Genomic DNA, 17,459 nt, shown 5'->3' with positions numbered 1-17,459 from the left:
TGAAAGATCGAAATATGGTCCGCTTTGGGCGAAGATGAGGCCAAAGCGGCCTTTTCTTGCGCTGGAACATGAAAATTTCGTAATTTCCCTAAGGTAGGGATCAATTCGATCACTCCCAAATGAAAAGTTCGTAAGGACGATCCATGTGGGGTGCACGAATAGATTCTTTTTTGGATGGATTTCTTCTCGATTATCCAGAATTATCCCCTCAATGGCCAAGACTAACAGCTAGGCCGGAAGGAAAACTGTCGGAAAAGCTTCTACTTTCGTGGTATATCGGCAGAAATCCGGATCAACGTCGCTCCGAAATCACGTGTTTTTTCGTGGATTTCCACCTGTTTTGCGCCGCTGAGACCGGTTTCGCATTCGCAATTGGGCGGAGAATGTATGGAAAAACGGTGTCGAACGATTGATAAATCAACAAATTCAACAAGATAGGATTGGTTAGAGTTATCTTGACACCCCTTGCCCCCCCGATTATGGTGCGCCCGTCTTTGACAGTGGCAGGAACAAACCGGATGACCGGACAGAAAGATACGGAAATTCTGGGCGAAACTGCTGGTGACAAGGGTGGGAAGCTGGACAATCGCTTGGAGCAACTGGACGCTGAACTCTCTCGTTTGAAAGAGGATCAGGCGACAGATGCCCGCAAGCAGAGCCAACAGCAATCCGGTGCAACAAGCCTCGCTCTGGCGTGGCGTTTGGGCTCGGAGTTCATTGCTGGCGTTCTGGTTGGCGGCGGAGTGGGCTTCCTGATTGACACATGGTTTGGGCTGGCACCTTGGGGATTGATTATTTTCCTTCTTCTCGGTTTTCTGGCTGGCATGCTAAACATGCTGCGCTCGGCGGGCAAAATTCCACCGCCGGGAGCTTGAATGAAACGGACGGAAGCTGCTAAAGGCATACCGATCCTAAAAAACACGTGCCGGATCTGCGGAGCATTGAGGCTGAGACCTTGTGCCCCGGATAGGCTGAACCAGATTTAAAGAGGGCAATAGTCGTGGCCGGTCCTATTGAGCAATTCAAGATCAAGAACTTCTTCTCGCTTGGTGAAGTTGGCGGCGTCGAGTTCGCGATGACGAACTCCGCATTCTTCATGATCTTGATCGTTTTGACGATCTCCAGCTTCCTGATCCTGTCCACTTCTGGCCGTGGTCTGGTGCCGACCCGCTGGCAATCGGCGGCGGAACTCATGTATGAGCTTGTGGCGAGTACCTTACGAAACACCGCCGGCACGGAAGGCATGAAGTTCTTCCCGCTGGTCTTCTCGCTCTTCGCCTTCGTGCTGACGGCCAACCTGATTGGCCTGTTCCCTTACTTCTTCACTGTGACCAGTCACCTGATCGTGACTTTGGCACTGGCCCTGTTGGTGATCACCACCGTGATCGTCTATGGTTTCATGCGCAACGGCATCGGCTTCCTGAAGCTGTTCGCGCCATCCGGTCTTCCCGGTGCCATCGCACCATTCATTATCCTGATTGAAATTCTGTCATTCCTGTCGCGTCCGGTCAGCCTCTCTTTGCGTCTGTTCGGGAACATGCTTGCAGGCCACATCGTGTTGAAAGTTTTCGCCGGTTTTGTGGTTTCGCTGTCTGCGATGGGGGCTGTTGGCTGGTTTGGGGCTTTGTTCCCGTTCGCCATGACCATCGCTTTGACAGCTCTGGAGTTCCTGGTTGCAGTCCTGCAGGCCTACGTATTCACGATCCTGACCTGTGTCTATCTGAATGACGCGATCCATCCGTCGCACTAGGATACACAGCAAGGTCCGTGTGGAACACAAATTCAACCCAACGAAAACTCTAATTCTCGAACTTCTCGATTGATGTAATAGGAGAGATTACAATGGAAGCAGATGCAGCAAAGCTGATTGGTGCTGGTATCGCATGTGTCGGTATGGGTGGCGCTGGTATCGGCGTTGGTACCATCTTCGGTAACTATCTGAGTGGCGCGCTTCGCAACCCTTCCGCCGCCCCTGCACAGTTCACCAACGCTCTGATTGGTGCAGCTCTTGCAGAAGGTCTTGGCATCTTCTCGCTGGTTATCGCACTCCTGCTCCTCTTCGTAGCTTAATTCGTTTCACCGATTTAAGCCGAACGAAGACTCAAAACACGTCAGAAGCCGTCTGACGCGGCCACCAAACTGTTCCGACAACGGAGCAGAAAAAGTGACCAAGTGACGACAGCTCTTTCACCGCGAACAAGCTTCACGGCGGCTCTGGCTCTTTTGACTGGGAGATGACGATGGCGCAGCAACAGAGTGATGCGCACGCAGAAACTGAACAAGCAGCCGAAGTCGGTCAGCCAATGGCAACCGAGTCCGGCCAGCCAGTGAATGCGCATACGGAAGTTGCCGGGCACGGTGGTGATCATCACGACGGCGGGGCTTTCCCTCCGTTTGATTCCACCACCTACGGCTCACAGCTTCTGTGGTTGGCCATCACCTTCGGACTTCTGTATTACATTATGTCCAAGGTGGCCTTGCCACGCATCGCAAATATTCTGGAAGTTCGGCGTGACCGAATTGCCAGTGATCTGGGTGAGGCTGAGCGTCTCAAGCGGGAGACCGATGAAGCAATTGCTTCTTACGAGCAGTCTCTTGCGGAAGCGCGCCAGAAAGCCCATGGCATTGCCCACACCGCCCGCGAAGAAGCCAAGACACAGTTCGACGCTGAATTCGCCAAGGTAGAGGCAGACATTGCCAAGCAGCTAACGGCAGCGGATGAGAAAATCACCGCAGTCAAAACAGCTGCCATGGGTGAAGTCGACGCCATTGCCCAGAGCACAACCGAAGCCATTCTGGAGCAACTGCTTGGCTCCGGGGTCGCGAAAAAAGACATTGCAGCGGCTGTTTCGGCAGCTAAAGCGAACTAGGGGAGTGACCAATGGGTGATGCTACTTTATGGGCCCTTGTTGCTCTGGTCTTGTTCCTTGCCCTCATCGTCAAGATGGGTGTGCCGGGCAAGATCGCTGACGCTCTGGACAAACGCGCCAAAGGCATCGAAGACGAGCTGGATCAAGCCCGTCGCTTGCGCGAAGAAGCTCAGGCCCTGCTCGCTGAATATCAGCGTAAGGCCCGCGAAGCCGAAAGCGAAGCTGAGGAAATCATAACCCTCGCCAAGCGTGAAGCAGAAGCGATGGAACGGGAAGCACGCGCCAAGATCACGGACTATGTGGCCCGCCGCACCAAGCAGGCCGAAGACAAGATTGCACAGGCCGAAGGCCAGGCGATCGCCGAGGTCAAGGGCGCAGCGACCGATCTGGCCGTCAAGGCAGCTGAAGGCATTTTGACGAAGGAAATGGCTGGCAAGTCCGGCAAGGACCTTTTGAAAGCCTCTATCGCCGAGCTCGGCACCAAGCTGAACTGAGCGATCCGCGTTTCGCAATAGCCGAATGCAAACAATTGAAAAGCCGTGGCAGCAGTGCCGCGGCTTTTTTGTTGACTTAGATGCATTGTGCATATTTTACTCGCCAAAATTGAATTGGAGGGCTGGCATGAAAAAAGTATTCGTGTTCGGAAATGGGCTGGGTATGGCACTAGCACCCAACTACTTTGTGCTAGATAAGGCTCTGCGTGAAGTTTGGGATGACGAAGGATTTTTGCAGAAAAAAGAAAAAGCTTTGATTGAAGCATGTTTGCCTGCAGCCAACGAAATTCGTAGACCAACAAATGAAGACGATCTAGATCTGCTTCAAAGGGTTCTCGCTGCTTGTGATACATTGAAGAGTATTCAGCCGAGAGAAAACTATCATTGGTTGACCGATGATGGCCGAGAGTTTCCTCGTGCAATTAGAATGTTTGTGCATCGAGTTGCATGCTATTTCCATACTGATAATTACTCTCTTCCCAAAAAATTCATTGAACCTCTGGTCGGATATGTCAAAGAAAACAAGCCGCATGTGGCAACGCTAAACTATGATCAGTTATTGTACGATCCATTTGTTGAAGAGGAGGTACTTAAAGGATACTGTGGGGCGCTGGTTGATGGGGTAATAGGGCGAGGGTTTGATCCTGAAAACCTTGATCAAAAGTATGGCAGGGATTTTGGTTTGTATATGCACCTGCACGGCTCTCCTTTGTATTACAATGAAGGGCCAGTTATAAAAAAACGAGAACGGGGTGAATTTGATGGAGGGGCTAACGAAAGCACCCACATCGTTCTTACCCATGTTAAGCACAAAAGCTCTATTATATCGTCATCTCCGATTTTATCGGAATACTGGGTAAGACTAGAGGATGCTTTTAAAGAGTGTGATGAAGTCACTCTTTTTGGATATTCAGGGAATGATGATCACCTCAACTTAAGATTGGCTAAAGTTAAGAAGGTGACGAAGTTGAGGATCGTAGAATGGGAAGGTGCTGAAGGAAATAGAAATCAATATTGGTCCGACAAAATACACGATGAGGCTGAAATTATTCGTTTAAAAAATATTCTGGATTTTACTGACTGGTAGACGAACTAATGGAACTTATACCCCATCCCCCAGCAACCACTTCACCCCTGTGCGAAAACCGACGACACAGATCCCGGCAAAGACACCATTGCAGGCGCGTTTGACATCCTTGAGGAACTGCGGATCATCCAGGCGATAGGAGAGGGCGCGCGGTTCCTCGCGCAACCAGATGATCAGGGTGGTGTGCGGTTCATAATGCTTGGCGGCCTTGCGCAACACCGCACGCAACACTTCCTGTTCAACTTCATGAACTTCATAGCCAAACTTCGAAGCGATTCCCATATGCATGCCGATGCGCGAGATTTCCCGGTCACGTCGCACCAGATCCGCGCCCTGACGGGGATTCATCGCGCGGGTGATTTCCAGATACCCTTCCCGGTCCGGCGAAATATGCGGTTGATTGGAGACAATGCGATAAAGGGCGTCAAAGCTGCAGCCATTCTGCGTTTTGGGGTCCGCGCAGCCTGTTCGACACGTGCAGACCTCCACAGTCGAATCCCAATAACGCATGTCTCCGGCAATATGCTTGCCAAACAAAAGCAAAGGGAGCCACTCATCAACATGCTTGGCTCCCGGGCCGACGTGGGAAGTGGATGGATGTTGCTGGACAAAACTCGGTCGTTCGTTGGCCAACGCGCGGTCGAAATTCTGTATTCGGATGCTCTCTTCCCAAAACAGCGCTTCAAAATCGCAGATGTTGAGCCAGTCCGTTAAAGCTGGGTCAGATGGACTTTCATAAATCATTCGACTGCTTCCCAGAATCGTTTGATCACATCCATTCGTGCTACTATTGAGCCATAAAACCGGAACTAAAATCAACTTCTATGCACTTTGAGGCGTACAAGACTAAATCTTGTAGGTGCGTCGTTTGTACTTTCAATGCTGCAAAGCATGCCCCAAAAGCATGGCCTGTATGCGTGACTTCCCTTTGACAGACCTTTAGAAAAAGTGTTTCGATGCACGTCGAATGCGAGGGAAGCGAGTTGCATGGCAGTTCGTGGATAACCCGTCATAATTGCGCTCTAGATTTCTGTCAAAAACAACGCCTTGCGGCATAGAATATTGGAAGGGAAACGTCCCCATGGGCTCATTCAAAGCCATCGTTATCGATCGCGGTGAAGACAAAAAGCAGACAGTCTCCGTTCGACAGTTGACAGAAGCAGACCTGATGGAAGGCGATGTGACCATCAAGGTCAGCCATTCCACGGTCAACTACAAGGACGGGCTGGCCATTACCGGCAAAAGCCCCGTCGTTCGCCGGTGGCCGATGGTGCCTGGCATTGACATGGCTGGCACGGTTATGAAATCCGACAATCCGGATTTCAAAGAAGGCGACGCGGTGATCCTCAATGGCTGGGGCGTCGGTGAAACCCATATGGGTGCTTACAGTGAAGTGGCCCGCGTCAAGGGTGACTGGCTGATCCACAAACCTGACGCGCTGACCCCGGCTCAATGCATGGGCATCGGCACAGCGGGCTATACTGCCATGCTCTGTGTGTTGGCGTTGGAGAATGCTGGTGTCACCCCGGACAAGGGGCCTGTATTGGTCACTGGGGCCGCAGGTGGTGTTGGCTCGGTAGCAGTAGCTATTCTCTCAAAACTCGGATATCATGTGGTCGCGTCGACCGGTCGGCTAACCGAGGAGGCCTATCTGAAAGGTCTCGGTGCGGCAGAGCTGATCGATCGCAACGAACTATCGGGAGAAGGCCGACCGCTGGGCAAGGAACTCTGGGCTGGCGCAGTCGATGCGGTTGGCAGCAAGACTTTGGCCAATGTGCTTTCACAGATCAAGTATGGTGGTGCTGTGGCAGCCTGTGGTCTGGCTCAAGGCTTTGACCTGCCGACGACGGTGATGCCATTCATTCTGCGCGGTGTCAGCCTGCTGGGTGTCGACTCGGTCATGGTCGAACGTTCCAAGCGGATCGCCGCATGGCAACGTCTGGCGACAGATCTCGATCTGGCAAAGCTGGAAAGCCTGACCAAGACCGTCAATTTCGATGATGTCATCCAATCCGCCGAAGACATCGTTGAGGGTCGTGTGAGAGGTCGTGTAATTGTCAATATCGGTGCCTAACCGCGTCTAGACTATCGAAACAAAAGCAAATGGTCGCTTTTGGCGACCATTTTTGCATCAAAAGCGACCTGCAATAAGGGAGGGAGATGCAGTTAACATTCCGTTTTTCATTTTGTCACTAAGACCAATGAGCAAAGACTTGTTGCTTGTTCAGATTTTAAAAAAATGAACAATGGACGCGAGAGTTGATGCAAATGCCAACCTTTGATGGCGTTTGGGTGCATCACTCACAAGGCAATTGCATAGAAAGAAGCTAGGGCGCATATGGAAAGTGAGTGAACGAGACATAAGAGCAATCGAAGACCCGAAACGGGATCGCCAATTGCCAGTAGGTTCATCTCTTGACCGCCCAGCATAAACAGGCAAGGCAAACCCGGACGACATCATGCCACACAAACGCAAGAATTTTACCAATGAGGCCCGCAAGACTCGCGATTTGATTCTCGATATCGCGGAGGTCGAGATTGCGGAAAAAGGTGTCGAAGGCTTGCGCTTGCGGGACATTGCGGATCAGGTTGGCATTCAGCTGCCCTCTCTGTATGCCCACTTTGCCAGCCGCAAGGAACTGCTTGAGGCGCTGGCTGATCAACTGATGGATGAGCTGATTGCAGTTTACAAGCAGCTTGACGGCTTGCCGCCACGCGAAGCCTTGCTGGCCAGCGCAGATCGGACAATCGATTTCTATGTCGCGAAACGGGGCTATGCCCGCCTGCTTCTGGCGGACTTCCCCGCCCCCTATGATCATTCGATCTTCAACAAAACCAACGTGAAAATCGGGCGTGTGATCAAAATCATCAACCAGTCGATTCAGCAAGGCATTGCCGAAGGCACCGTGAGGGACATTCCACCTGACTTGTTCCTGTCCTTCCGGATGGGGGTGACATTGTTTCCTCTCTTCATGCGTGGCAACAGTGAGCAAAAGGAGATGGTCCGCGATCCCGAAGTGATTGAGCGGATCAAGCGAGAATCCAACCGCCTGCTTTCCCTCTATATCACGCCGTCCTGATCAGCACGCGACCTCGAACCATTTACTGGCTACATCGTGAGCATTTCTGTATTTCTGCCCAAGAAAAGAGCAGGGAGCGGAATTGCTTGCCTCCGTGCGACTGCTTAATCTTGGGGCAACCGCCCTAAGAGTGGTCAAAAAAAGACAGCTCCCCCACGAATTACGACTTCAGTCGTATGCCTCTAGCGCATATCGCGCATGAAATTTTTGCATATGTGTCGATAAATCTGGAAAAATCCGTTCGTCAGTCCCATCTCTCGCAAAGCTTCGGTGAAGTCTAAAGGGGTGGAATGAAACAAATGAACTTATATGTGGAAATATTTTAAACAATATTTCAATTAATGCATTGATGATTAATATTTGTTGTCCATGATGGAGTGATCGAAACTGGCTTTAAATTTGCAAAGCTGAAATGTGAGCCATGCTGCATCCAAAATTGGGACTGAAATTTTTCGGGGATAGAAAAGCGGTGTCAGGTTTGAGTCAAACTGATGCCCTACCATCATGCGGTATAGTTCGTTCAACCCTTGTTACCTTGGCAAAAGTGCGTGAGAGAAAGCCATGACTGAACAGACCAAAAACTACGTCAAAGAAGACCAACTGGAAAAAGAATACCACAAAATCGGTATTGGTGCGATTGCCGCAGCATCTTGCGTCAAGAAGCATCACGAACAGAAGCACACCGATTACGATCCGCATCCGGAAAACTACTAAGTTTTCCCATGTTGGTGCTGACAGCTGGGTGACGTCCTGTCATCTACGCCAGTTGGTGGCCTGTTCGATCGATCGCCGGATGACCGGAGCGCATGCCTGCAGTCGGTCACTGACAGAACAGGGCTGTTGGGCAAGATCATCGGCTACAGATTATCAAAAAAGCGCATGCCTGCCGGATGCGCTTTTTTTGTTGCCACCCCGGCGCGCCCCTGCATGCCCCGGAATGACCAGAAGTTCCCAGAAGTTTCATGCCTGATGGCATCAACGGTGATGGTCAGTCTGCGATGAAGCTCCAGATCAATGTCAAGGCGATCGTCCACATGACGAGGCCAATGAAGAAATCAAGAATGCGCCAAGCAAGGGGTTTTTCGAACAACGGCGTGAGAATGCGGGCGCCATAGCCCAGCGCGAAAAACCAGACAAATGACGCTGACATTGCCCCGATGCCGTAAATCCAGCGGGCATGTCCTTCCCATTGCGCTGACAGGCTGCCAATCAGCAGCACCGTATCGAGATAGACATGCGGGTTGAGATAGGTGAAGGCCAGCACAGTCAGGATGGCGCGTTTCAGACTGATTTCACCTCCATTGCCGACATGCATCTCTTCGCTTTTGAAGGCACGCAGAAAGGCCTGACCGCCATAGACGGCAAGGAACAGAAAACCACCCCAGGTGATGATCGTCAGGATCATCTCTGATTGCTTGACCAGCACCCCCATGCCAGCGACGCCAGCCGCGATCATGAGAGCGTCTGACAAGGCACATACGAGGACCACAGGCAAGACATGCTGTCTCTGCAGGCCCAGTTTCAGAACGAAGGCATTTTGCGCGCCGATGGCAATGATGAGGGACGCACCGATGATGAAGCCCTGAATGAGCGGGGCAAGGGAAAAAGTCATGGGCCTGAGATCTGTGATGATTGGAAATGAGGTGAGGGCAGGGATCCCCTTCATACTCCATTTCCGTGGGCAAATCAGTCACTGACTTGCCTCGTCTCCCCTCCATTGTTGATAACACGCCTTCGCCAATATCGGATGCATGTGGCGTGGGGACCTCCGCACGCTGTGAGGCCTCAATCGAACCAGTGGCCGCTGGGATCATCCAACTGATAAAGCTGCCCGTCTGCCAAAACCAGCATGACAGATTGATGCCCACTGGTGTCCCTTTGGACGCCGAAATCGCGCACAGGCCGTGCAGGCAGAGGCACGAAGGCCAGAATAGTGAGTTGATCCCCATCCAGCAGCAACAACCGCCTTTGCCGGGCGTCTGGTAGCAAGATGCGCCGGGCCTTGCCTTTGGAAAGCACGGCTGAAAGCCCAAGCGCCCGGCTGCCGATGGTATGGTTTGAAAATCCCTCAGCGACGGCGATGCGGCGGAATGTGCCTCCAGCATAGCGCCAAATCTGCAACTGCCCGCCGATGTGCGGTGTGCGCACCAGCCCGACCCGCACCTCCCCGGTGTCAGGGGCATCAAGCAGAATGGACGGATTGAGCCAGCGGTTCGCCGTGCCAATGGCGGTATTCTCGGCCAAAATTTCAAGCTTGCCGTTGCGCAACCCCAAAATGCTAAGCGCCGCCCCTTTGGTCAGATAGGACCGCACCAGAACGATTTCTGTGCGCCCGTCTCCATCGAGATCCGCAAGGCGGGGATGCAGATCCTCAAAGACGGAATCGCCAGGCAGAACAAAGCTGACAAGCATGCCATCTTTGCGCCGAACCGTAACCGCTCCGGCCTCGATGGCATCTCCCAACACTCCGTGGCGATAGCGGTCTGTGGGTTGGCTGAGCCAGACTGCTCGAATGTCGCCATTGGCCTTGGCGACGCGCCCGTCAGGCAATGGGTCACCATGAGCGCGCCGCTCACTTTCAGACAAGGCAGGACCTACAGGGACAACGGCGGCCGGCGCTGTGCCGATGCGGTTGAGTCGCAGGGATTCTGCTGCTTCGGCTGTCAGAGGCAGACACAGCAAACCCGTGAGACAAGAAACAAGGATCGTTCGGACAAGGACCATGCACTGCACCCTTCAGATAGCAAGTTTGACCATACTTACCACGCAAGCGGAAAGCCGGGAGATAACGTTCCGTCCGTGTTGGTCACACCGCCGTGAAGTCGCGTTTGCTCAGACAAGCAAAAGCCCGGAACAAGCAAGGCTCGTCCGGGCTTTTGCTATGTGTACCGGATTGACAGCAGTCCGTCAGATCATGGATAGAGCTGGCTCTTTTGCCAGCCACCTTCAACGGCGTTGAATTGAACGCGGTCATGCAGGCGGAATGGGCGATCATGCCAGAATTCCATCTGCTCTGGTTTGACAATGAAGCCGGACCAATAGTCAGGCCGTGGCACCTTGCCCAAGCCATATTTGGCGGTATATTCCGCAACAGCTTTTTCCAGCGCAAAGCGGCTTTCAAGGGGGCGGGATTGTTTCGACGCCCAGGCACCGATCCGGCTGCCACGAGCGCGGGAATGGAAATAGGCATCCGCTTCTTCCTGCGTCACCACACTGACCGGGCCGCGAATGCGGATCTGGCGTCTGAGGCTCTTCCAATGAAACAGCAGGGCAGCCTTTTGTGAGGCCAGCAATTCCCGTCCTTTGGCACTTTCGAAGTTGGTATAGAAGACGAATCCCTCTTCAGAGAAATCCTTCAACAGAACCATGCGGACATTCGGCATACCACTTTCGTCTACCGTCGCAACGGCCATGGCGTTCGGGTCGTTCGGTTCGCTGGCTTCAGCATCCTTCAGCCAAGCAGAAAACAGCTCCAGAGGCTTGTTTGCCTCAATAAAGTTACCAGTCATTAACTTTCCTAGCAGAAAATAAAACGAGGTGTGACAGGCGGGTTTCGTTGCGACAATGCAGCTTTGCCCGGCTATTGTAAAGGACAGCAACGTGATTGGTCAGAGCTACCATACATCTATACCCACCATCCTCAAGAAGGGTGTTCGGATGTGTGCCTTGGCCGCCTGTTGCTCGCTTGGCGCCTGCGCATCCATCGGAATTGGTGGCCCTGAGGTGGATACAGCGACAACCGGATCCATCGGCACCACCCCGTCTCTTCTGGCGGGCATTGATCCGTCTGACTGGCAGATTTTGTTGGCCAAGATTTCATCCTTCGATCAAGGGGATTTAAACACCGATTTGGCGACCGGCAATTGGGACAATCCCGTGACCGGATCAAAGGGACGCATCACGCAAGTCAAAATGCTGCCCACTCTGGTCGATCAGGAATGCCGCTTCTTCAAAAGCTCGATGCATCGTGTGACCGGGGTTGAGAATATTCAGGGTGAAATCTGCCGTGTGCCAAACGGCGATTGGCAGATTACCGGTTTTGCCAGTGGCACGCCGGCCTGATTCAGCAGAAGCAGACATGCAAACGAAAGGGCATTAGAGCACCTGATGGGTGCTCTTGTTGTTTGTGCCTCAGGCTTCGTTGGTCTGAAGGCGAGCAACAGCTTCTTCCTTGATCGGCCAATGAACCAAAGCGGCAAACACCCCCAGTCCGATAGAAATGAACCAGATCACGTCATAGCTGCCAAAGGCATCATAGAGCACACCGCCAAGCCAGACGCCAAGAAAGGCACCAATCTGGTGGGACAGGAAGACAAACCCGAATAAAGTTGCCACATAGCGGGTGCCAAACATCTTCATCACCAGCCCCTGTGTTGGCGGCACGGTGGAAAGCCACAGCAGCCCCATCAGGGCAGAGAATACAAGAATCGACGGAACGGAGACTGGCAGGATTACAAAACCGGTAATCACGACCGCCCGCGCCAGATAAATGAAACTGAGCATGTAGCGTAGCTGCACCCGCCCGCCAAGAATGCCTGCCGTGAAGGCCCCGATCATGTTGAACAGGCCAATCAGCGCAATAGCCCAGCCACCCCATTTGGCATCTATGCCATAGTCGGCGATGAAGGGCGGCAGGTGGGTCGTGATGAAGGCCACATGCCAGCCGCAGACAAAGAAACCGAAGGCCAGCAGAATGTAGGAATTGTGGCCAAAGGCCTCCCGCAAGGCGTCGAGCAGGCTCTGGTCCGCCTGACCACCTGTCGCGAATGCAGCAGGTTTGCCGCGAAAGATCGGTGCAATCAGCGGCACGATCAGCACGATCACCGCCATGATGGCAAGGGTCTCACGCCAGCCATAGGCCGCCAACAGGCCTTGACTGATCGGCGCAAACAGAAACTGACCCATCGAGCCTGCTGCGGTTCCCAGACCGAAAGCAACGGAGCGATAATGTGGGGGCAAGAGGCGGGTAAAGGCAGCGAGCACCAGAAAGAAGCCTGACCCTGCAATGCCGATCCCCATCAGGACGCCTGCGCTCATGGTGAAAGAGGTGGGATCGGTTACGCCGGACATCCAATAAAGCGATACCGCATAGGTCAACGCCCCGGCAGTCAGGACCTTGGCCGTGCCAAACCGGTCAGCGATCATGCCGACAATTGGTTGTGCGACGCCCCAGACCAGATTCTGCATGGCGATGGCCAATGAAAAGACTTCACGGCTCCAGCCATTCTCGACAGTGACGGGGTTGAGAAAAAAGCCCATGGTTGAGCGCGGCCCAAAGCCAATGATCGCGACAAGACAACCCAAAAATATGATCAGGCCATAGGGTAGGCGGCTTTTTGGTAGTTCGGTCATGGATCCGTCTCCCAATATCGGATGGAATCACAAGGCATGAAGAGTGCTGCCGATTCCCAAGAGGCGCCAGTTTAAGCGTCAAAAGGCCTCAGGAAAAGTGATTATTCATGATCAATGCATCAAATTCTTTCATCAATAAGCGCTGTCTCATAGGCAAATTTGTCATGTATCTGTCACGTCACGGTCTTATGGTCATAGCCATTGAGTGATCATCAAGAACTTTGAAGCCAAGCTTTTTTTACATGGTTGCTATCATCCGATTTTCAGAGCGACAGTATATTTGAAACTCTTCGAAAAACCCGTATCCCTTTCAAGAGATACGGGTTTTTCACCTTCCAGCCTCTTGAAACAGCGTCCTTGATGGCGTCATAGCAGCCCTTCCGTCATGCATACTTACGGCTCCGACTTAGGTAGCACTTATCCCCTGTTGCTCGGTGGGGTCTGGAATTTTCAATAGTCTGCACCTATATTAGCATTCGAAAAACAATCGAGACCTGCCATGCGGCAGGAGGACCAGCGGAGCGCTGGTTGTTTTATGGCCCCCTTTATGCTCAAGTTGAGTATAAGTAATGAAGCGCAAGTTGGCAATTTACCAGTGTCATTACATGTGCCGATAAGCCATCAAACACCAGACAGTCGAGCCGGGTTGCAATCACACCGGCAAGACCCGAAGGCGGGAGGCATCATCCTCCGGCCATCCGTTCCGCAAAAGAGAGGAGGCTCAAAGCATGATGCCTGCACAAAGCGCGACCGATTTTGCGACCCGTAATCCGAGCAAAGCCGCCAAGGAACGCGGTATTTTGCCGATGCCTTCGCTCGAATATACCGACGAAGTGGCTGCCGAAACCGCGCCCATCTATGAGCTGGTCAAGAATGTCATTCCTCCGATTGAATGGCCATTCCATGCGCCTTACATCTCCGCCATCAACAAGATCAAGAAAGAGCGCGGCGCGGTCATTCTGGCCCACAATTACCAAACCCCGGAAATCTTCCATGGCGTTTCGGACTTCAAGGGCGACAGCCTGCAGTTGGCTATTGAGGCGGCCCGCTCGGACGCGGATTTGATCATCCAGTGTGGCGTTCATTTCATGGCCGAAACCTCGAAGATTCTCTGCCCGGAAAAAACGGTGTTGATTCCCGATGCGACGGCAGGTTGTTCGCTGGCCTCCTCGATCACCGCGGCTGATGTGCGCGCCTTGCGTGACAAATATCCCGGTGTTCCGATCATCACCTATGTCAATACCAGTGCCGACGTGAAGGCCGAATGTGACATCTGCTGCACCTCTTCCAACGCCGTGCAGGTGGTAGAGAGCATGGGCACTGACAGGGTCTTGTTGATCCCGGATCAGTATCTGGCCAAGAATGTTGCCCGTCAGACGGATGTCGAAGTTCTGACCTATGCGGGATCCTGCGAAGTGCATGAGCGTTTCTCGGCAGATGAAATCCGCTCCTACCGTCGCCAGATGCCGGATGTACAGATCATTGCGCACCCGGAATGCCCGCCAGAAGTGGTTGAAGAGGCCGATTTCTCCGGCTCCACCAAGGGCATGATTGACTGGGTGCTCAACAACCGGCCGGAAAAGGTGATGATGATCACCGAATGCTCGATGGCCGACAATGTGGCCAGCGAAGCGCCGGACGTGAATTTTGTCCGTCCCTGCAATCTGTGTCCGCACATGAAGAAGATCACCCTGCCGAAAATCCTCGACAGCCTGCTCTATATGCAGGAGGAGGTTACCGTGGATCCGTTGGTCTCCGACAAGGCCCGTTTGGCGGTTGAACGGATGATCAATCTGAAATCTTAACCGAGCCGCGGCCCGGTCTACTCGCCTTTTGCAGAGGTATGACCGGGTCTTTTTCGTTTGCGTGCCCTTGGTTCCTGTGATTGTGTTTTCACTGGTTCAATTGTCTCACAAGCCATTGTCTCACAAGTCAGGGACACCTCGCGATGATCTTCTCCGCGCCCGATGATTTCCGTCCGGCAAGCTGGCAAACCAACGATGATGTGATCATCGTCGGTGGTGGCTTGGCTGGCCTGTTCTGTGCCTACAAACTGGCCCCGCGCCCGGTCACCGTCATTTCGGCGGCCCCCATTGGCGAAGGCTCGTCCTCCGTCTGGGCACAGGGAGGCATCGCCGCCGCCGTGTCCGAAGGCGATAGCGTCGAGGCCCACCTCAAGGATACGGTTTCGGCCGGTGCTGGCATCGTTGACGAGCAGATTGCCCGTTTGATGGTCTCATCTGCGGCGGATCGTATTCTCGATCTGCTGGAGGTTGGCGTGCCGTTTGACAAGGATTTGCGCGGCACCCTCAAACTGAGCCGTGAGGCAGCCCATTCCGCTAACCGCATCGTGCGGGTGTCCGGCGATATGGCAGGCGCATCCATCATGCGTGCCCTTATCAAGCGGGTTCAGGATTTGCCATCCATCCGTATCGTCTCGGACTATCAGGCCGAACGACTGCACATGAATGGCCGCTATGTTGAGGGCGTCATTGCCCGTGCACGCACCAGTTCCGAGACCGAAAGCATCAGCACCGTTCTATTCCCCGCCCGCGCCGTTGTGCTGGCGTCCGGGGGCTGTGGCCACCTATATCGGGTTACCACCAACCCAATCGAATCCAAAGGCGATGGCATCGCCATGGCTGCCCGGGCGGGTGCTGTTATTGCGGACCCGGAATTCATGCAGTTCCACCCCACAGCGCTTGACTTTGACAAGGATCCGGCCCCTTTGGCAACCGAAGCCCTACGCGGCCACGGCGCTCACCTGATCGACAATGATGGCCATCGCTTCATGCTTGATGAGCATCCCGATGCCGAGTTGGCCCCACGGGATATTGTCGCCCGCGCCATCCATCGACAAGTGGAACAAGGCAAAGGCGCCTTTCTTGATTGCCGAGCGGCGATCGGTGAGAAATTCCCCGAAGACTTCCCGACGGTCTTTGCCTATGCCCAGGCGGCAGGGCTCGATCCGCGTAAGGACCCGCTGCCCATTGCGCCAGCGGCCCACTATCATATGGGCGGCGTGCTGACCGACGCCATGGGGCGCACGACGCTGGACGGTCTTTGGGCCGCAGGCGAGGTAACCTCGACCGGGGCGCATGGTGCCAATCGTTTGGCCTCCAACTCCTTGCTTGAAGCCGTCGTCTTTGCGTCCTTTGTTGCCGAAGACATCAATCGACAGGTCAACAGCCCCCAAATTCACGTCCGCGAGCCACTGGCCAATCAGGACCAGTTGCCCGGCGTGCCTCAACCGGCAAAAGATGTGAAAAAGCTGCGCAAGACCATGAGCCGCTATGTTGGCGTGGAGCGCAATGGGGAAGGGCTGGAAAAGGCCTTGCAGATCATTGTGAAACTGGAGAAAAAAGCAGTCAGCAACAGCTTTCGCAATCAACTGATCACAGCAAAATTGATGACGGCCTCTGCCTTGCAACGCACCGAAAGTCGGGGTGGCCATTATCGCACTGATTATCCTACGCCAGATAAGGCGTGGGAAAAGCGGACCTACATGACCCTGAAACAAGCCGATGCCATCGTGGCAGCCGTTCTTGAGAAGCATCACGGTGAGGAAGATCTGGACTGAGCGGCACGTCAATCGGACCAACTGACATCTACCCACCCACCAATGAGCCATAGCAATTTGTCTCGACCGGAGCGTCGACTAGGAGGATATCTCGCCCATGAGCGAAGCGACCAGCTTTTCAGCAGACAAGCTCTATCTGCCACAACCCATCATTGACGAGGCAGTGCTGGCGGCGCTGAAAGAGGATCTGGGACTGGCCGGGGACATCACGACCCTGTCGACGATCCCCGAAACCGCCCACGCAAAAGCCGTGATTGCCGCCCGTGACGAAGGAGTCATTTCCGGTATCCCGCTGGCAGACAGCGCCTTCCGGTTGATCGGCAAATGGCATGGTGAAATTGTCACCTTCAGCCCACAAATGGAAGATGGCACGGAAGTCAGAAAGGGTGACGTGGTGGCCCGCATTTTTGGCCCCGCCCGTCTGGTGCTGTCAGCCGAGCGCATCGCCCTCAACTTTATGGGCCGCATGTCTGGCATTGCCACGGCAACCAACCAGATGGTCAAGCTGACCGAAGGCACCGACGCCAAGGTGACCTGCACCCGGAAGACCACTCCGGGTCTCAGGGCCTTTGAAAAATATGCCGTGAAATGCGGCGGCGGCTCGAACCATCGGTTTGGCCTTGATGACGCGATCCTGATTAAGGACAACCATATTGCCGTCTCCGGCTCTGTTACCGAAGCGATCCGTCGTGCCCGCGATTATGTCGGCCATCTGGTCAAGGTGGAAATCGAAGTTGATACCCTCGAGCAGCTCAAAGAAGCCATCGCAGCCAAGCCCGATGTTGTCATGCTCGACAATATGGGCCCGGAGACCATTCGCGAGGCGCTTGCCATGATGGAAGGCACGGGCATCATTTCCGAGGCTTCCGGTGGTGTCAGCCCTGAGACCATCCGTGCGGTGGCCCAAACTGGCGTTGACTTCATTTCCGCCGGTTACATCACCCATTCGGCCCCCAACTTCGATTTGGGCCTCGATATCACGGTCAGCTGATCGGG

18 protein-coding genes are annotated in these 17,459 nt (G+C 53.8%); 13 read left to right on the top strand and 5 right to left on the bottom strand.

The window, feature by feature from the left end; genetic code table 11:
- Nucleotides 1–518 precede the first annotated feature (518 nt).
- The 6 genes from FDK21_RS11930 to FDK21_RS11905 all read left to right on the top strand — a co-directional run bounded on the left by FDK21_RS11930 (nucleotide 519) and on the right by FDK21_RS11905 (nucleotide 4,451).
- On the top strand, nucleotides 519–875 hold the full coding sequence (locus tag FDK21_RS11930) for an AtpZ/AtpI family protein (protein ID WP_114009960.1): 357 nt from the start codon (nucleotides 519–521) through the stop codon (nucleotides 873–875).
- A gap of 119 nt (nucleotides 876–994) precedes the next feature.
- Nucleotides 995–1,750 (top strand): F0F1 ATP synthase subunit A, encoded by a 756-nt coding sequence (locus FDK21_RS11925; protein ID WP_114009961.1) that lies wholly within the window; start codon nucleotides 995–997, stop codon nucleotides 1,748–1,750.
- A gap of 92 nt (nucleotides 1,751–1,842) precedes the next feature.
- Nucleotides 1,843–2,070, top strand: coding sequence for a F0F1 ATP synthase subunit C (locus tag FDK21_RS11920; RefSeq protein WP_114009962.1), 228 nt, complete (start codon nucleotides 1,843–1,845; stop codon nucleotides 2,068–2,070).
- A gap of 170 nt (nucleotides 2,071–2,240) precedes the next feature.
- A complete protein-coding gene (locus tag FDK21_RS11915) occupies nucleotides 2,241–2,870 on the top strand; it encodes a F0F1 ATP synthase subunit B (RefSeq protein ID WP_171022054.1) in 630 nt (209 codons plus the stop codon).
- Nucleotides 2,871–2,881: 11 nt separating this feature from the next.
- Complete coding sequence (gene atpF / locus FDK21_RS11910) at nucleotides 2,882–3,364, top strand: F0F1 ATP synthase subunit B (RefSeq protein WP_114009963.1); 483 nt, start codon at nucleotides 2,882–2,884, stop codon at nucleotides 3,362–3,364.
- A gap of 127 nt (nucleotides 3,365–3,491) precedes the next feature.
- Nucleotides 3,492–4,451: an SIR2 family protein gene (locus FDK21_RS11905; protein ID WP_138148685.1), complete on the top strand. Its 960-nt coding sequence runs from the start codon at nucleotides 3,492–3,494 to the stop codon at nucleotides 4,449–4,451.
- Nucleotides 4,452–4,466: 15 nt separating this feature from the next.
- On the opposite strand, the gene FDK21_RS11900 is transcribed toward FDK21_RS11905, so the two are convergent.
- Nucleotides 4,467–5,195: a hypothetical protein gene (locus tag FDK21_RS11900; protein ID WP_138148684.1), complete on the bottom strand. Its 729-nt coding sequence runs from the start codon at nucleotides 5,193–5,195 to the stop codon at nucleotides 4,467–4,469.
- 337 nt (nucleotides 5,196–5,532) lie between these two features.
- Between FDK21_RS11900 and FDK21_RS11895 the strand changes: the two genes are divergently transcribed.
- The 3 genes from FDK21_RS11895 to FDK21_RS20635 all read left to right on the top strand — a co-directional run bounded on the left by FDK21_RS11895 (nucleotide 5,533) and on the right by FDK21_RS20635 (nucleotide 8,245).
- Complete coding sequence (locus tag FDK21_RS11895; RefSeq protein WP_138148683.1) at nucleotides 5,533–6,525, top strand: MDR family oxidoreductase; 993 nt, start codon at nucleotides 5,533–5,535, stop codon at nucleotides 6,523–6,525.
- Between the two features lie 385 nt (nucleotides 6,526–6,910).
- Complete coding sequence (locus FDK21_RS11890; protein ID WP_138148682.1) at nucleotides 6,911–7,531, top strand: TetR/AcrR family transcriptional regulator; 621 nt, start codon at nucleotides 6,911–6,913, stop codon at nucleotides 7,529–7,531.
- Nucleotides 7,532–8,092: 561 nt separating this feature from the next.
- Nucleotides 8,093–8,245, top strand: coding sequence for a hypothetical protein (locus FDK21_RS20635; protein WP_157967683.1), 153 nt, complete (start codon nucleotides 8,093–8,095; stop codon nucleotides 8,243–8,245).
- A 274-nt stretch (nucleotides 8,246–8,519) separates the two neighbouring features.
- On the opposite strand, the gene FDK21_RS11885 is transcribed toward FDK21_RS20635, so the two are convergent.
- From FDK21_RS11885 to pdxH, 3 genes are all read right to left on the bottom strand, one after another.
- On the bottom strand, nucleotides 8,520–9,143 hold the full coding sequence (locus FDK21_RS11885) for a LysE/ArgO family amino acid transporter (RefSeq protein WP_138148681.1): 624 nt from the start codon (nucleotides 9,141–9,143) through the stop codon (nucleotides 8,520–8,522).
- 173 nt (nucleotides 9,144–9,316) lie between these two features.
- Entirely contained in the window at nucleotides 9,317–10,255 is a 939-nt protein-coding gene (locus FDK21_RS11880) for a hypothetical protein (protein WP_138148680.1), read from the bottom strand.
- Between the two features lie 188 nt (nucleotides 10,256–10,443).
- On the bottom strand, nucleotides 10,444–11,040 hold the full coding sequence (pdxH, locus tag FDK21_RS11875) for a pyridoxamine 5'-phosphate oxidase (protein WP_114009968.1): 597 nt from the start codon (nucleotides 11,038–11,040) through the stop codon (nucleotides 10,444–10,446).
- Nucleotides 11,041–11,131: 91 nt separating this feature from the next.
- Here pdxH and FDK21_RS11870 point away from each other — a divergent pair, with 91 nt between their 5' ends.
- Complete coding sequence (locus FDK21_RS11870) at nucleotides 11,132–11,593, top strand: RT0821/Lpp0805 family surface protein (RefSeq protein WP_157967684.1); 462 nt, start codon at nucleotides 11,132–11,134, stop codon at nucleotides 11,591–11,593.
- 69 nt (nucleotides 11,594–11,662) lie between these two features.
- On the opposite strand, the gene FDK21_RS11865 is transcribed toward FDK21_RS11870, so the two are convergent.
- Nucleotides 11,663–12,883: an MFS transporter gene (locus tag FDK21_RS11865; RefSeq protein ID WP_114009970.1), complete on the bottom strand. Its 1,221-nt coding sequence runs from the start codon at nucleotides 12,881–12,883 to the stop codon at nucleotides 11,663–11,665.
- A gap of 728 nt (nucleotides 12,884–13,611) precedes the next feature.
- On the opposite strand from FDK21_RS11865, the gene nadA reads away from it, so the two are divergent.
- The 3 genes from nadA (at nucleotide 13,612) to nadC (ending at nucleotide 17,454) form a co-directional block, all read left to right on the top strand.
- Complete coding sequence (nadA, locus tag FDK21_RS11860) at nucleotides 13,612–14,688, top strand: quinolinate synthase NadA (RefSeq protein WP_114009971.1); 1,077 nt, start codon at nucleotides 13,612–13,614, stop codon at nucleotides 14,686–14,688.
- A gap of 143 nt (nucleotides 14,689–14,831) precedes the next feature.
- Nucleotides 14,832–16,463 (top strand): L-aspartate oxidase, encoded by a 1,632-nt coding sequence (locus tag FDK21_RS11855; RefSeq protein ID WP_138148679.1) that lies wholly within the window; start codon nucleotides 14,832–14,834, stop codon nucleotides 16,461–16,463.
- A 97-nt stretch (nucleotides 16,464–16,560) separates the two neighbouring features.
- Nucleotides 16,561–17,454 carry a carboxylating nicotinate-nucleotide diphosphorylase gene (nadC, locus tag FDK21_RS11850; RefSeq protein ID WP_114009973.1) on the top strand — a complete coding sequence of 298 codons (894 nt, stop codon included), beginning with the start codon at nucleotides 16,561–16,563 and terminating at the stop codon, nucleotides 17,452–17,454.
- The last annotated feature ends 5 nt before the right edge of the window (nucleotides 17,455–17,459 follow it).

Origin of the sequence: Cohaesibacter sp. CAU 1516 (genome assembly GCF_005771485.1) — a bacterium.
Classification (GTDB): Bacteria; Pseudomonadota; Alphaproteobacteria; order Rhizobiales; family Cohaesibacteraceae; genus Cohaesibacter; species Cohaesibacter intestini.
Note: the sequence above shows the minus strand (reverse complement) of the source record. Positions and strands in the feature narration are given on the sequence as shown.